Source organism: Dietzia sp. IN118 (assembly GCF_032905965.1).
Taxonomy (GTDB): Bacteria; Actinomycetota; Actinomycetes; order Mycobacteriales; family Mycobacteriaceae; genus Dietzia; species Dietzia kunjamensis.
Genome location: NZ_JAUMSR010000001.1, coordinates 1,397,091 through 1,410,681 on the forward strand (window position 1 = coordinate 1,397,091; position 13,591 = coordinate 1,410,681).

At 69.0% G+C, this 13,591-nt stretch carries 17 protein-coding genes; 15 read left to right on the top strand and 2 right to left on the bottom strand.

Annotation, left to right across the window (positions count from 1 at the left end; translation table 11 throughout):
• The 15 genes from prmC to Q2K20_RS06870 all read left to right on the top strand — a co-directional run bounded on the left by prmC (position 1) and on the right by Q2K20_RS06870 (position 12,206).
• Positions 1-954: a peptide chain release factor N(5)-glutamine methyltransferase gene (gene prmC, locus Q2K20_RS06800; RefSeq protein WP_269501121.1), complete on the top strand. Its 954-nt coding sequence runs from the start codon at positions 1-3 to the stop codon at positions 952-954.
• Positions 951-1,604, top strand: coding sequence for an L-threonylcarbamoyladenylate synthase (locus tag Q2K20_RS06805; RefSeq protein WP_159148354.1), 654 nt, complete (start codon positions 951-953; stop codon positions 1,602-1,604). The genes prmC and Q2K20_RS06805 overlap by 4 nt, the downstream gene beginning before the upstream one ends.
• A gap of 3 nt (positions 1,605-1,607) precedes the next feature.
• Entirely contained in the window at positions 1,608-2,774 is a 1,167-nt protein-coding gene (locus Q2K20_RS06810; protein WP_067718345.1) for a glycosyltransferase family 4 protein, read from the top strand.
• Between the two features lie 10 nt (positions 2,775-2,784).
• Positions 2,785-3,228 carry a hypothetical protein gene (locus Q2K20_RS06815; protein WP_067718342.1) on the top strand — a complete coding sequence of 148 codons (444 nt, stop codon included), beginning with the start codon at positions 2,785-2,787 and terminating at the stop codon, positions 3,226-3,228.
• A gap of 363 nt (positions 3,229-3,591) precedes the next feature.
• Entirely contained in the window at positions 3,592-4,275 is a 684-nt protein-coding gene (atpB, locus tag Q2K20_RS06820; RefSeq protein ID WP_235027792.1) for a F0F1 ATP synthase subunit A, read from the top strand.
• Between the two features lie 98 nt (positions 4,276-4,373).
• Positions 4,374-4,613 carry an ATP synthase F0 subunit C gene (locus Q2K20_RS06825; protein WP_067718337.1) on the top strand — a complete coding sequence of 80 codons (240 nt, stop codon included), beginning with the start codon at positions 4,374-4,376 and terminating at the stop codon, positions 4,611-4,613.
• Between the two features lie 25 nt (positions 4,614-4,638).
• Complete coding sequence (locus Q2K20_RS06830) at positions 4,639-5,211, top strand: F0F1 ATP synthase subunit B (protein ID WP_096905256.1); 573 nt, start codon at positions 4,639-4,641, stop codon at positions 5,209-5,211.
• 14 nt (positions 5,212-5,225) lie between these two features.
• Positions 5,226-6,044: a F0F1 ATP synthase subunit delta gene (locus tag Q2K20_RS06835; RefSeq protein ID WP_069389645.1), complete on the top strand. Its 819-nt coding sequence runs from the start codon at positions 5,226-5,228 to the stop codon at positions 6,042-6,044.
• A gap of 90 nt (positions 6,045-6,134) precedes the next feature.
• On the top strand, positions 6,135-7,772 hold the full coding sequence (gene atpA, locus Q2K20_RS06840; RefSeq protein WP_096905257.1) for a F0F1 ATP synthase subunit alpha: 1,638 nt from the start codon (positions 6,135-6,137) through the stop codon (positions 7,770-7,772).
• Positions 7,773-7,826: 54 nt separating this feature from the next.
• Positions 7,827-8,819, top strand: coding sequence for a F0F1 ATP synthase subunit gamma (locus Q2K20_RS06845; RefSeq protein ID WP_096905258.1), 993 nt, complete (start codon positions 7,827-7,829; stop codon positions 8,817-8,819).
• Between the two features lie 3 nt (positions 8,820-8,822).
• Complete coding sequence (gene atpD, locus Q2K20_RS06850) at positions 8,823-10,271, top strand: F0F1 ATP synthase subunit beta (protein ID WP_067718325.1); 1,449 nt, start codon at positions 8,823-8,825, stop codon at positions 10,269-10,271.
• 9 nt (positions 10,272-10,280) lie between these two features.
• Positions 10,281-10,652, top strand: a complete 372-nt coding sequence (locus tag Q2K20_RS06855; protein ID WP_067718322.1) for a F0F1 ATP synthase subunit epsilon — start codon at positions 10,281-10,283, stop codon at positions 10,650-10,652.
• A 46-nt stretch (positions 10,653-10,698) separates the two neighbouring features.
• Complete coding sequence (locus Q2K20_RS06860; RefSeq protein WP_194307303.1) at positions 10,699-11,157, top strand: DUF2550 family protein; 459 nt, start codon at positions 10,699-10,701, stop codon at positions 11,155-11,157.
• A 50-nt stretch (positions 11,158-11,207) separates the two neighbouring features.
• Positions 11,208-11,888: an endonuclease NucS gene (gene nucS / locus Q2K20_RS06865; protein WP_154827828.1), complete on the top strand. Its 681-nt coding sequence runs from the start codon at positions 11,208-11,210 to the stop codon at positions 11,886-11,888.
• Positions 11,889-11,903: 15 nt separating this feature from the next.
• Entirely contained in the window at positions 11,904-12,206 is a 303-nt protein-coding gene (locus Q2K20_RS06870; RefSeq protein WP_244294106.1) for an ATP/GTP-binding protein, read from the top strand.
• Here Q2K20_RS06870 and Q2K20_RS06875 read toward each other — a convergent pair.
• The gene (locus Q2K20_RS06875; RefSeq protein ID WP_235027794.1) at positions 12,187-13,065 is read right to left on the bottom strand and encodes a hypothetical protein; all 879 of its coding nucleotides are present in this window, start codon (positions 13,063-13,065) and stop codon (positions 12,187-12,189) included. The two genes, Q2K20_RS06870 and Q2K20_RS06875, sit on opposite strands and share 20 nt — an antisense overlap.
• Before the next feature lie 34 nt (positions 13,066-13,099).
• Entirely contained in the window at positions 13,100-13,570 is a 471-nt protein-coding gene (gene mce, locus Q2K20_RS06880) for a methylmalonyl-CoA epimerase (protein ID WP_269501140.1), read from the bottom strand.
• Positions 13,571-13,591 lie beyond the last annotated feature (21 nt).

Sequence of the window (13,591 nt, forward strand, 5' to 3'; positions counted from 1 at the left end):
ATGAACCCGCGCCCGGCCGGGGTGACCGGGGTCGTGCGCTCGGCCGCGCAGGCGCTCGGTGCGGCGGGCGTCGACTCCGCGCACGTCGAGGCCCAGCTCATCTGTGCGCACGTGCTCGGCATCGACCGCACCCGGCTCATGCTCGCCGACGACCTCGACGCCGCCGCGGTGAGCGAGGTCGAGCGGATCGTCGCCGCCCGCGCCCGCGACCGGACCCCCCTGCAGTACCTGCTCGGCCGCGCGGTCTCCGGACGGCTCGAGTTGGCCGTCGGGCCGGGGGTGTTCATCCCGCGACCGGAGACCGAGTTGCTGGTCGAGTCGACGCTCGCGGCCCTGCCCGCACCGGGCCCCGGCCCCGGCCCGGTCGTGGTGGACCTCTGCGCCGGCAGCGGCACCCTCGCGTTGGAGATCGCCCACGCCCGGCCCGACGCCCGCGTCCACGCCGTCGAACTGTACGAGGCCGCGCTGGAGTGGCTGCGCCGCAACGCCGCCGAGCGCGCCGCCGCCGGGGACACCCCGATCGAGGTCCACCACGCCGACGCCACCGACGCCGACGTCTTCTCGCACCTGCGGGGCAGCGCCGCCGCTGTGGTGTCCAACCCCCCGTACATCCCGGTCACCGATGATCTCCCCGCCGACGTCCTCGCGCACGAGCCGGCGACGGCGCTGTTCGGGGGACGGGACGGCCTCGTCGTCGTCACCCCCCTCGTCGGCGTGGCCGCCGCCCTCCTCGTCCCGGGAGGGCACCTCGCCGTCGAGCACGACGACACCACCGGCGCCGCGGTCGCCGCGGTCGTGGCCGCGCAGGGGGGCTTCGGTACCGTGGAGCAGCACACCGACCTCGCCGGCCGACCGCGATTCGTCACCGCGACGCGACTCGACGCGGGCCACGACGACACACACGACGACGACGACAAGGTCGACACGACAGTCCGGAAGGGGACCACCCGGTGACCATCACCTACGACTGCACCGAGGACACCGGCCGCGAGGTCGGTCTCAGTTCCGCTGCCGGCGCCCTGCGCTCGGGCCGGCTGGTCGTGACCCCCACCGACACGCTCTACGGCATCGCCGCCGATGCCTTCGACCCGGACGCGGTGGTCTCGCTGCTGTCCGCCAAGCGCCGTGGCCCGGACATGCCGGTGCCGGTCCTGGTCGGCTCGTGGGAGACCATCGACGGCCTCGTCGTGAGCACCCCGGCCGCCGCCCGCGACCTCATCCGCGCCTTCTGGCCGGGGGGCTTGAGTCTCATCGTGCACCAGGCACCGTCCCTGGGCTGGGACCTCGGCCAGACCCGCGGCACGGTCATGCTCCGGATGCCGCTGCACCCCGTCGCCATCGAACTCCTGCGCGAGGTCGGCCCGCTCGCGGTGTCCAGTGCCAACGTCTCCGGTCAACCGCCGGCCACCACCGTGGCCCAGGCCCGGGAGCAGCTCGGCGACTCGGTGGCCGTGTACCTCGACGGCGGCCCGTGTGCGATCGGCCAGCCCTCGACGATCGTCGACCTCACCGGGCCCGGTCCGCGCATCGTCCGCGAGGGCGCGGTGACCGCCGAGCGCGTGGGAGAGGTCCTCGGCGTCGACCCCGCGGTCCTGCACGGCTGAACCATGGGTGCCGGGGTCCCGTTCCGGGAGCTGCTGCTCATCGCGGTCACCGCCGGACTGGTCACCTTCGTCGTCACCGGTCTGGTCAGGGGAGTGGCACCCGCGATCGGCGGGCTCGCCTACCCGCGGGAGCGGGACGTGCACCAGGTCCCCACCCCCCGGCTCGGCGGGGTGGGCATCTTCACCGGGATGCTCATCGCCGTCTACCTCGCCGCGCAGCTGCCGGCCCTGAACCGGGCCTTCCCGCCCTTCGCCCCCGACGTGGAGGCCACCATCGTCGCCGGCGGGGTGATCGTGCTGGTGGGGATCGTGGACGACATCCTCGGGCTCGGGGCCGTCACCAAACTCGCGGGCCAGGCCGCCGCGGCCGGGGTCCTGGTCGCGATGGGCGTGTCGTGGACGCTGCTGTACATCCCCTTCGGGGACGGCAACATCCTCGTCCTCGACCAGCTCCAGGCCGGACTGCTCACGGTCGTGTTCACACTGACGATCGTCAACGCGATGAACTTCGTGGACGGACTCGACGGGCTCGCCGCCGGACTCGGGGCCATCGCGGCCACGGCGATCTGCGTGTTCTCCGTGGGCATCATGCTGGACCAGGGCGGGACCGTCGGGGCCTACCCGCCGGCACTGGTCACCGCGGTCCTGGCCGGGGCGCTCATCGGGTTCCTGCCCCACAATTTCCAACCCGCCCGGATCTTCATGGGCGACTCCGGGTCCATGCTGATCGGACTGGTCCTCGCCGCGGCCTCGACGAGCGCCTCCGGGAAGATCTCGCAGAGCCTGTACGGGCCCCAGGACATGATCGTCCTGCTCTCGCCGGTGATCGTGGTCGCGGCCGCGATGTTCGTGCCGATGCTCGACCTGGTCATGGCGGTGGTGCGGCGGGTCGGGGCCGGCCGTAGCCCCTTCGCACCCGACAAGATGCACCTGCACCACCGGCTGCTCGCGCTGGGGCACTCCCACCGGAGGGTCGCGCTGGTCATCTACGCGTGGGTCTCCCTCATCGCGTTCGGGGCCGTCGGGGCGACGATGCTGCCCACCGAGGTGATCGTCCCCGCGATCGCGGCCGGTCTCCTCTCCGTCCTGGCGGCGACCCTCGTCCCTCGCCTCCGCAGTTCGCGCGGGAAGCACCGGACGGCCGACGGGCCCCGATCCCCGGGCGACTAGGCTGCGGGGTATGGACGACACCCCCGGACACGACGCCCCCGGACACCAGGTCGAGAGCGCCCACACCATCGGACTACGCAGGGCGGTGACCCTCGGCGCCGCCGCGCTCGCCGTGCTCATGGTGATCAGCGCAGGGCTGTGGTGGGCGGTGGATGGTCGCTCCGGCCTGTGGGGCGCCCTGCTCGGGGCCGCGATCGGTGGCGTGTTCGTCCTCCTCACCGCGGTGGTGGTGATCGCCACGGCCCGAACCTCACCCCAGGTGACCGGAGCCGTCCTGTTGGGAACGTGGCTCCTCAAGCTCATTGTGGCGATCGGGGTCGTCGCGGCTCTCAAGCCGCTCGACTTCTACTCCAAGCCCGCGTTCGCCACGACCATCGTCGTGGCCATGGTCGTGGTCCTCGCGTCGGAGACGGTGGCCATTCTGCGCACGCGCGCCCCGTACGTGGAGCCCTGAGCTGGGATTTTCCGGCACTCCCGATCGGTCACGGACTGGTTTCGGAAAGATGTGGAGCTGATAACGGCGTGAGGTGCCCCCAGGGGTCCGCAGGGGATGGCCTTTGCTACGATGCTCTGCGGAGGGAAACCGGAAAAGGGCGCGGCGGTACACGCCGCGAGAATCCCCGGGCCCTCCCGGGTTCCGCAGGTCGGAACGAAACACTGGACATGACCACCGTCTCTGCAGGCGGCCCGAACAGGGGAGAGAGCGCTGAGCACGTCACTGCTGGCATTCAAGGGCGAGTTCCATCCGCCGTCACTAAATGACTTCTTCCCGCCGGCCGTGCTCTTCGAGGGGACTCCGTTCGCTCTGGACCGGCTGATGATCATCCGGCTGATCGCGGCGGCCGTCGTCGCGGTGCTGTTCTACCTGGCGATGCGCCGGTCGGCCGTCGTGCCGCGCGGACTGCAGAACGTCGGCGAGATCGCGCTGGACTTCGTCAAGAACAACATCTCGGACGAGATCATCGGGAAGAAGGACGGTGACCGGTTCCTCCCGGTCATCGCGACGATCTTCTTCCTCACGCTGTTCATGAACCTGCCCGCCGTGATCCCGGGCTTCAACATCTCGCCCAACGCGCGGATCGGCATGCCGCTGGTCATGGCCGCGGTCGCGTATGTGGTCTTCATCTATGCGGGAGCCAAGAAGTACGGCTTCTTCTCCTTCGTGGGCAAGTCGGTCGTCGTGCCGAACCTTCCCCCGGCGCTGCACCTGCTGGTCGTGCCGATCGAGTTCGTGTCGACCTTCATCCTGCGGCCGGCCACGCTGACCATCCGTCTGATGGCCAACATGCTGGCCGGGCACATCATGATCGTGCTGCTGTTCTCCGCCACGAACTTCTTCTTCTGGCAGTTCAACGGGTGGACCGCGGTCAGCCTCGTGACCATCATCGTGTCGGTGGCGTTCACGTTCTTCGAGCTGCTGGTGATCTTCCTGCAGGCGTACATCTTCGCGCTGCTCACCGCGGTGTACATCGACCTGTCGTTGCACGCCGACAGTCACTAAAAGACTTCCGGCGCCGCGAGCGCCGGGACACCCAGACCACACCGACGACCGAGTGCGGACATCCCGCACCGGCCATCTGAAAGGGAACGGAAACCCACATGGATATCGTCACTCTCGCCCAGGCAACCGAGACGACCGCCCGCGGTTACGGCGCCATCGGCTACGGCCTCGCCGCGATCGGCCCCGGCATCGGCATCGGCATCGTCGTCGGCAAGGCGATCGAGGGCATGGCCCGCCAGCCCGAGATGGCCGGCCAGCTGCGCACCACGATGTTCCTGGGCATCGCCTTCACCGAGGCCCTGGCGCTCATCGGTATCGTCACCGGCTTCATTTTCTGATCGCCGGCTGGCGAAGGTCAACGACATGAATCCGATCCACATTCTCGCCGCGAGCGAGACCGAGGGGCTCCCGCTGGAGGAGACGCCCAACGTCCTCTCGCCGGCGCTGTACGACATCGTCTGGTCGCTGATCCCGTTCGCTGTCGTCCTGTTCGTGTTCTGGAAGTTCGTCCTCCCGATGTTCAAGCGGGTCCTGGACGAGCGCACCCAGCGCATCGAGGGCGGCATCGAGAAGGCGGAGGCCGCACAGGCCGAGGCGAAGGCGGCCCTGAACAAGTACAACGCCCAGCTCGCCGAGGCGCGTGGCGAAGCCGCGAAGATCCGCGACGACGCGCGTGCGCAGGGGCAGCAGATCCTCGCCGACATGAAGGCGGAGGCCCAGGCCGAGAGCGACCGCATCGTCGCCGCCGGGCAGCAGCAGCTCGCCGCGCAGCGTCAGCAGATCGTCACGGAGCTCCGTGGCGACCTCGGACGCCAGTCGGTCGAGCTCGCCGAGCGGCTCATGGGTGAGCAGCTGTCCGATCCGGTCCGCCGTTCGGGCACCATCGACCGTTTCCTCGCCGACCTGGACAAGGTCGCCGGGGCGGGCCAGAAGTAAGGAAGAAGCAGACTATGCACGCAGCAAGCCGCGACGCCCTCGAGCAGTCCCGGTCGGTCCTGCAGTCCACGCTCTCCGCGAACCCGGCCGGGGGCGCCACGGGCGCCAAGGTCGGTGCCGAGCTCTTCCGGGTCGTCGACGTCCTGGAGGGTGACCGCTCCCTGCGTGTCGCCGTCGCGGACTCGTCCGCACCGGTCGAGGCCCGCGAGGACCTCGCCCGTTCGGTGTTCGGCTGGAAGATCGACGAGTCGACCCTCGCGGTCGTGCTTGCTGCGGTCGCACTGTCCTGGTCCACCCCGCGGGATCTCCGTGAGGGCCTCGTCACCCTCGGCCGGGAAGCGCTCCTGCTCTCGGCCCGGGAGCAGGGTCAGCTCGGGACGGTCGAGGACGAACTGTTCAGATTGGGCCGCATCGTCGCGGGCGACGCGGAGTTCGAGCAGGCTCTGTCCGACCGCACGACCACCACGGAGTCCAAGCGCGCACTCCTCGGTCATGTCCTCTACGGCAAGGTGACCGCGGTCACCGAGGCGCTCGCCGGGCAGGCGATCGCCCGGCCGGACGCCATGCCCGCCGACGATCTGGACGCGCTGTCCAGGCAGGCGGCCGAACTCCAGGGACAGTCGGTGGCCGTGGTCACCAGTGCCACGGAACTCACCACCGAGCAGCGGGCCGCACTCGAGGGCAAGCTCGCCGAGATCTACGGACGGGAGATGGCGGTCCACGTCCAGGTCGACCAAGCGGTCCTCGGCGGCATGGTGATCCGCGTCGGTGACGAGATCATCGACGGTTCCGTCGCCGGGCGGCTCTCGGCCGTACGACGGGCGCTTCCCTAGGCCTCGACACCCGACGAGCAACGGTCGCACTCGGTCGATGCTCACCTGACAAGACACATCCAGACCACACTTAGTGAGAGCAGGAATGACATGGCGGAGCTGACTATCTCCTCCGACGAGATCCGCAGTGCGATTGCGAATTACACCTCGACGGTCTCCAACGAGGCGTCGCGCGAGGAGGTCGGAATCGTCACCGACACGGGCGACGGTATCGCCCACATCAGCGGACTCCCGTCCGCGATGGCCAACGAGCTGCTGGAGTTCCCGGGCGGCATCCTCGGCGTCGCACTGAACCTCGAGGACCGCGAGATCGGTGCGGTCGTGCTCGGCAACTTCGATGAGATCGCCCAGGGCCAGGAGGTGCGTCGCACCGGGGAGGTCCTCTCCGTTCCGGTCGGCGACGGCTTCCTCGGTCGCGTCGTCAACCCGCTCGGGCAGCCCATCGACGGCCTCGGCGACATCGAGTCGGAAGGCACCCGCGCCCTCGAGCTGCAGGCGCCGTCCGTTCTGGAGCGCCAGCCGGTCGAGGAGCCCATGCAGACCGGCATCAAGGCCATCGACGCCATGACGCCGATCGGTCGCGGTCAGCGTCAGCTCATCATCGGTGACCGCAAGACGGGCAAGACCGCGGTCTGCATCGACGCGATCCTCAACCAGAAGGCCAACTGGGAGTCGGGCGACAAGACCAAGCAGCTCCGGTGCATCTACGTCGCGATCGGCCAGAAGGGCTCCACCATCGCGGGTGTCAAGGCGACGCTCGAGGAGAACGGCGCGATGGAGTACACCACCATCGTCGCCGCCCCCGCCTCTGACTCGGCCGGCTTCAAGTGGCTCGCGCCGTTCACCGGTTCGGCCATCGGGCAGCACTGGATGTACGACGGTGCGCACGTCCTGGTCGTGTTCGACGACCTGTCCAAGCAGGCCGACGCGTACCGCGCGATCTCGCTGCTGCTCCGTCGCCCCCCGGGTCGCGAGGCGTACCCCGGCGACGTCTTCTACCTGCACTCCCGCCTGCTCGAGCGGTGCGCCAAGCTCTCGGACGAGATGGGCGGTGGGTCGCTGACGGGTCTCCCGATCATCGAGACCAAGGCCAATGACGTCTCGGCGTTCATCCCGACCAACGTCATCTCGATCACCGACGGTCAGGTCTTCCTCGAGTCCGACCTGTTCAACCGCGGTGTGCGTCCGGCCGTCAACGTCGGTATCTCCGTCTCCCGAGTCGGCGGTGCCGCGCAGACCAAGGGCATGAAGAAGGTCTCCGGCTCGCTGCGTCTGGACCTGGCCGCGTACCGCGACCTCGAGTCGTTCGCGACGTTCGCGTCCGACCTCGACGCCGCCTCGAAGGCGCAGCTCGAGCGTGGCCAGCGTCTGGTCGAGATCCTCAAGCAGGACCAGAACTCGCCGGTCGCCGTGGAGGACCAGATCGTCTCGATCTACCTCGCCGGTGAGGGTTTCTACGACTCCGTCCCGGTCGAGGACGTCCGTCGCTTCGAGGGCGAGCTGCTCGAGACCCTGCGGCACTCCGCCTCCGACGTCTACAGCCAGATCGAGGGGGGAGCCGCGCTCTCCGACGAGTCCAAGTCGACCCTCGAGGCCAAGACCAACGAGTTCAAGGAGGGCTTCGTCGCCACCGACGGTTCCCGTGTGGTCAACGAGCCCGAGGCCGAGGCGCTGTCCGAGGACGAGATCGATCGTGAGAAGCTCACGGTCACCAAGAAGAAGGCCTGAGGCCTGCGATGACAGCCATCCGATTCAAGGTCGAGAGGAGAGTGATCCACGCCCATGGCCAACATGCGTGAACTACGCGACCGGATCAAGTCGGTCAACTCGACCAAGAAGATCACCAAGGCCCAGGAGCTGATCGCGACCTCGCAGATCTCCAAGGCCCAGGCCCGGGTCGCGGAGGCCAAGCCCTTCGCGGACCAGATCACCGCGATCCTCACCGATCTCGCGAGTGCCTCGTCGCTCAAGCACCCGATGCTCAACGAGCCGGAGAACCCGAAGCGGTCCGCCGTGCTGGTGGTGACCTCCGACCGGGGCATGTGTGGTGGTTACAACCACAACGTGCTCAAGGAGGCCGCCGAGCTCATCGCCTACCTCGAGAGCGAAGGGCGTGAGGTCGACATCTACGTGATGGGCAACAAGGGGATCGTGTACTACACGTTCCGCGAGGTCGAGCTCGCCGGTGCCTGGCACGGGCATTCGCAGAAGCCGGACTACCAGGAAGCGCGTCCGGCGTTTCAGCTCCTGTCGGCGGCTTTCAAGGCCGGCGGCGAGTCGACGTTCGACGCCTCCGAGTTCCTCGAGGGGGACGGCACGGACACCACCCGCAAGGGCGTCGACGAGGTCCACATCGTCTACACCCAGTTCAAGTCGATGCTCACGCAGACCCCGCGGGCGCGTCGACTGGCCCCGATCGAGACCGAGGTCGAGATCGAGGAGCTGGACCTGGGCGACGGCATGATGGACGACAGCCCCAGGTCGGAGTCCGAATTCAAGCCGGAGGTCTCCTTCGAGCCGGATGCGGACACCCTCCTGGACAACATCCTCCCGAGGTACATGTCGACCCGTGCCTTCGCCTCGCTCCTCGAGGCGGCGGCGTCGGAGTCGGCGGCACGACGGACCGCCATGAAGTCGGCGACCGACAACGCCACCGAGCTGGTGGAGGGCCTGAGCCGCGAGGCGAACCAGGCACGCCAGGCACAGATCACCCAGGAAATCAGCGAGATTGTCGGTGGCGCTGGTGCGCTCGCCGCTAGCGCAGGAAGTGACTAAGCAATGACCACAGCTGTTACCGATCAGAGCACGACGGGCACGGCCGGTCTCACCGGTCGGGTCGCCCGCGTCCTGGGTGCGGTCGTCGACGTGGAGTTCCCGCGCGGCGCCCTCCCGGCCCTCTTCAACGCCCTCACCGCCGAGATCACCCTCGCGGCGGTCGCCAAGACCGTGACGTTCGAGGTCGCCCAGCACCTGGGCGACAACATGGTGCGCTGCATCTCGATGCAGTCCACCGACGGACTCGTCCGCGGTGCCGAGGTGGTCGACTCCGGTCAGCCGATCTCGGTTCCGGTCGGCGACGTCGTCAAGGGCCACGTCTTCAACGCCCTGGGCGACTGCCTCGACGCGCCCGGCACCGGCCGGGACGGCGAGCAGTGGGGTATTCACCGCGAGCCGCCGGCCTTCGACCAGCTCGAGGGCAAGACCGAGATCCTCGAGACCGGCGTCAAGGTGATCGACCTGCTGACCCCGTACGTCAAGGGCGGCAAGATCGGTCTGTTCGGTGGTGCCGGTGTCGGCAAGACGGTGCTCATCCAGGAGATGATCACCCGTATCGCGCGTGAGTTCTCCGGTACGTCGGTGTTCGCCGGCGTCGGTGAGCGCACCCGTGAGGGCACCGACCTCTTCCTCGAGATGGAGGAGATGGGCGTCCTCCAGGACACCGCCCTGGTGTTCGGTCAGATGGACGAGCCGCCGGGGACGCGTATGCGCGTCGCCCTCTCGGCCCTCACCATGGCCGAGTACTTCCGCGACGTGCAGGGCCAGGACGTCCTCCTGTTCATCGACAACATCTTCCGCTTCACGCAGGCCGGTTCCGAGGTCTCGACGCTGCTCGGCCGCATGCCGTCCGCCGTCGGTTACCAGCCGACCCTCGCGGACGAGATGGGTCAGCTGCAGGAGCGAATCACCTCGACGCGTGGTCGCTCGATCACGTCGCTGCAGGCGATCTACGTCCCCGCCGACGACTACACCGACCCGGCGCCGGCCACGACGTTCGCCCACCTCGACGCCACCACGGAGCTCTCCCGCTCCATCGCGTCGAAGGGCATCTACCCGGCCGTCGACCCGCTCACCTCGACCTCTCGGATCCTCGAGCCGGGCATCGTGGGCGAGGAGCACTACCGCGTCGCCCAGGAGGTCATCCAGATCCTCCAGAAGTACAAGGAACTCCAAGACATCATCGCCATCCTCGGTATGGACGAGCTGTCCGAGGAGGACAAGGTCACGGTTCAGCGTGCCCGTCGCCTCGAGCGCTTCCTCGGCCAGAACTTCCTGGTCGCCGAGAAGTTCACCGGTCAGGTCGGTTCGGTCGTCCCGCTGTCGGACACCATCGAGGCGTTCGACAAGCTCTGCAAGGGCGAGCTGGACCACCTTCCGGAGCAGGCGTTCAACGGCATCGGCGGTCTCGACGATGTCGAGGCCAACGCCAAGAAGCTCTCCGGGAAGTGACGGTCGTCCATGGCTGAGATCGAAGTCGAGTTCGTCACCGTCGAGCGCAGGTTCTGGTCCGGGACCGCATCCATGGTGGTCGCCAAGACCAGCGAGGGTGAGATCGGTATCCAGGCCGGTCACGAGCCTCTGCTCGGTGAGCTGGATGCCGCCGGTACCGTCACGGTGTACACGGACGAGGGGCGCAAGGTCGCTGCCGTCCAGGGCGGCTTCCTGTCGGTGACCGCGAACAAGGTCAGCATCCTCGGGGAGTCCGCAGAGTGGTCGGACGCGATCGATCGCGCCGCCGCGGAGCGGCAGCTGTCCGAGGCCGGCGATGACGCCTCCGCCGCGGCCACCGCCCGGGGCCGACTCCTCGCCATCGAGAAGGCCGGCGCCTAGTACGCACGGTCCGCCCGTCACACACGGCCGCGACCGCCGGAAGGGGATGAGCAGAGTGACGGCTCCCATCGAGATCATTCTCGGGCTCGTCATCCTGCTCGTGCTCGTCCCGGTGGTCGCGGCCGTCGTGTATCGACTGGTCGTCGTGCGTCGTAATTCCACGTCGGTCCTCGTTCGCAGGGCCGGGGAGGATGCGTGGGGATACGGCGCCGTCCGGTACTCGGATACCGAGGTCGCGTTATACCGTCTGCTGAGCGTGAAGTTCGGTGCCGACGTGCGGTTGGACCGGCGGACCCTCGTGCTGGGCCCGCGTCGACAGCCCACCGGTCCGGAGCTCGACGTGGCAGAGGAGGGCGAGGTGATCGTTCCGTTCTCCGGACACGACCGCCGCGCCCGTCCGGTCGAAGGTGAACTCTGCGTGGCCCTCGCAAAACTGACCGGGATGCTCGCGTGGGTCGAGGCCTGCTCCACCGAGCAGGTCCGCCCCCGGCGTCCCCACCGCTGACACCATCCGCGCCGCGTGCCGGGGGCGGTGCCCGTACCCAGGAGGAACCGTTGCGTCTCGTCGTAGCCACGTGCCAGGTCGACTACGTCGGTCGCCTCACGGCTCATCTTCCGATGGCCCCGCGGTTGTTGCTGGTCAAGGCCGACGGGTCGGTGAGCGTCCACGCGGACGACCGTGCCTACAAGCCGCTCAACTGGATGACCCCACCCTGTTCCCTCGTGGAGGGAGATCACCCGGAGAACCCGGAGCAGCAGCTGTGGGTGGTGGAGAACAAGGCGGGGGAGCAGCTACGGATCACCGTCGCCGAGGTGCACCACGACTCCCGACACGAACTGGGCGTGGACCCGGGACTGGTGAAGGACGGCGTCGAGGCACACCTGCAGGAACTGCTCGCCGAGCACATCGAGACGCTCGGGCAGGGGTACAGCCTGGTCCGCCGGGAGTACATGACGGCGATCGGCCCCGTCGACATCCTCGGCCGCGACGGTACGGGGACGACGGTCGCCGTCGAGATCAAACGCCGCGGTGAGATCGACGGCGTGGAGCAGCTGACCCGCTATCTGGAACTGCTCAACCGCGACCCGTTGCTCGCGCCGGTCAGTGGGATCTTCGCCGCCCAGATCATCAAGCCCCAGGCGCGCACGCTTGCCGAGGACCGCGGGATCCGATGCGTGACCCTGGACTACGACTCGCTGCGCGGGATCGAGTCCACCGATCTCCGACTCTTCTGACCGCAGGCCATCGGGATGCCCAGGCGACACCGACGCGGCGAAGCCGACCGGCCGCTACCGCCGCGGCACGGACTCGGGGGGTCGGCGCTCGAACCCGGGCCGGCCGGTGACCCCGATTCGTACCACGTGCGGCGGATCCCCGGGGCCAGAGCGGGCAAGGACTACCGGTGCCCCGGTTGCGATCACCTGGTGATGTCCGGGACCGCGCACGTCGTGGCGTGGCCGGACCGTCCCGGTGGAGACGAGGAACGTCGCCACTGGCACACGGGGTGCTGGTCCGGTCGTGGCCGGAGGGGGCTCACCCGTCGCTGGAGTTGAGGTCCGGTTCCTCCGGCAGGTCGTACTCCCCGTCGTCGCGCGCCCCGGGGATGGGTTCGAGTGTCGCCCGGATGGCGCCGAGCTCGTCCAGCACACGCTCGCGGAGCACGCGCAGGTCGTCCACATGCCGTCGTGCCCGGGAGACCAGACGCTCCGCCCGGCGGCGGGCGTCGTCGACGAGCCGACGGGCCTCCTCCTCGGCCTCGCGACGCGTGGACTCCGCGGCCGCCAGCGAGGCGTCCTGGCGTTGCGCTGCCGCGCGCAGGTCCTCGCTCCGGCGTAGATCCGAGGCCAGTCGGTGGTCCTCATCGATCTCGTGCCGCCGGCGCGCCGCCTCGTCGTCCAGTCGCCGGGCCTCTCGTTCCGCGGCGAGGATGATCTCCCGGGCGCGGGCGCGTGCCGCATCGAGGACGGACGAGTGCTCGGTGCGGACCGCCTCGGCACTCCTGCGGACCGCGGCCAATTCGGCGCCCGCGGTCTCCCGTAGCCGCCACGCGTCCTCCTCGGCCTCCGCGCGAATCCGGTCGGCGGTGGCGTGCGCGGAGTCACGGATGGACTCCGCTTCGGCGGTGGCCAGCGAGAGCATCGTCGACAACCTGTCCGACATCTGACCGCTGGTCACGGGAGCCCGACCGAGTTCGGCGACCCTGGCCTCGAGGTGTGCCACCCGTGCTCGTTCCCGGTCTGCGTCCGCCGCGGCCCGCTCAGCCCGGGCGACGGCGGCATCCCGGTCAGCGCGCAGTACCCCCGTCTCCGTCTCGAGACGGGTGAGTGCTCCCATCACCTGCTCACGGTCAAATCCCTTGCGCACCACCGCGAAGGACTCCGCGGTGGTGGGTGACGTGTGCATGCTCGACATGTCCCCACCCTAGCGGCGGGAGCCGGGCGAGCGACTAGTGCTGCCCGTCGGCCGGCTCGACGAGCTCAAGGAGCACGCCGCCCGCGTCCTTGGGGTGGACGAAGTTGATCCGCGAGTCCGCGGTGCCCCTCTTGGGTGCCGGGTAGAGGACCCTGACGCCCCGGCCCGTGAGATGGGCGGTGATCGCGTCGATGTCGGTCACGCGGACGGCCATCTGCTGGATGCCGGGGCCGTTGCGGTCGATGAACTTGGCGATCGTGGAGGACTCGTCCAGGGGCGCGAGGATCTGCAACAGGGCGCTGCCATCGGGACGACGGGGGGAGCCGAGCATCGCCTCGCGCACGCCCTGCTCCTCGTTCACCTCCTCGTGGAGATTCTCCATTCCCAGGTTGTCGCGATACCAGGCCACGGCGGCGTCGAAGTCGGGGACCGCGACGCCGACGTGGTCGATCGCCACGACGAGCTCGGAGAGGAGGAGGGGCTGGCCTGCTGGGGTAGTCGTCATACCTCCCACGCTAGTCGGTCC

Excerpts from the sequence above, each read along its gene's own strand:
- Q2K20_RS06870 (WP_244294106.1), top strand. The coding sequence starts at position 11,904 with ATGCCCAGGCGACACCGACGCGGCGAAGCCGACCGGCCGCTACCGCCG.
- Q2K20_RS06835 (WP_069389645.1), top strand. The coding sequence starts at position 5,226 with ATGCACGCAGCAAGCCGCGACGCCCTCGAGCAGTCCCGGTCGGTCCTG.
- atpB (WP_235027792.1), top strand. The coding sequence starts at position 3,592 with ATGATCATCCGGCTGATCGCGGCGGCCGTCGTCGCGGTGCTGTTCTAC.
- atpA (WP_096905257.1), top strand. The coding sequence starts at position 6,135 with ATGGCGGAGCTGACTATCTCCTCCGACGAGATCCGCAGTGCGATTGCG.
- Q2K20_RS06830 (WP_096905256.1), top strand. The coding sequence starts at position 4,639 with ATGAATCCGATCCACATTCTCGCCGCGAGCGAGACCGAGGGGCTCCCG.
- atpD (WP_067718325.1), top strand. The coding sequence starts at position 8,823 with ATGACCACAGCTGTTACCGATCAGAGCACGACGGGCACGGCCGGTCTC.
- Q2K20_RS06815 (WP_067718342.1), top strand. The coding sequence starts at position 2,785 with ATGGACGACACCCCCGGACACGACGCCCCCGGACACCAGGTCGAGAGC.
- Q2K20_RS06810 (WP_067718345.1), top strand. The coding sequence starts at position 1,608 with ATGGGTGCCGGGGTCCCGTTCCGGGAGCTGCTGCTCATCGCGGTCACC.
- Q2K20_RS06860 (WP_194307303.1), top strand. The coding sequence starts at position 10,699 with ATGAGCAGAGTGACGGCTCCCATCGAGATCATTCTCGGGCTCGTCATC.
- Q2K20_RS06845 (WP_096905258.1), top strand. The coding sequence starts at position 7,827 with ATGGCCAACATGCGTGAACTACGCGACCGGATCAAGTCGGTCAACTCG.
- Q2K20_RS06875 (WP_235027794.1), bottom strand. The coding sequence starts at position 13,065 with ATGTCGAGCATGCACACGTCACCCACCACCGCGGAGTCCTTCGCGGTG.
- Q2K20_RS06855 (WP_067718322.1), top strand. The coding sequence starts at position 10,281 with ATGGCTGAGATCGAAGTCGAGTTCGTCACCGTCGAGCGCAGGTTCTGG.
- Q2K20_RS06825 (WP_067718337.1), top strand. The coding sequence starts at position 4,374 with ATGGATATCGTCACTCTCGCCCAGGCAACCGAGACGACCGCCCGCGGT.
- mce (WP_269501140.1), bottom strand. The coding sequence starts at position 13,570 with ATGACGACTACCCCAGCAGGCCAGCCCCTCCTCCTCTCCGAGCTCGTC.
- prmC (WP_269501121.1), top strand. The coding sequence starts at position 1 with ATGAACCCGCGCCCGGCCGGGGTGACCGGGGTCGTGCGCTCGGCCGCG.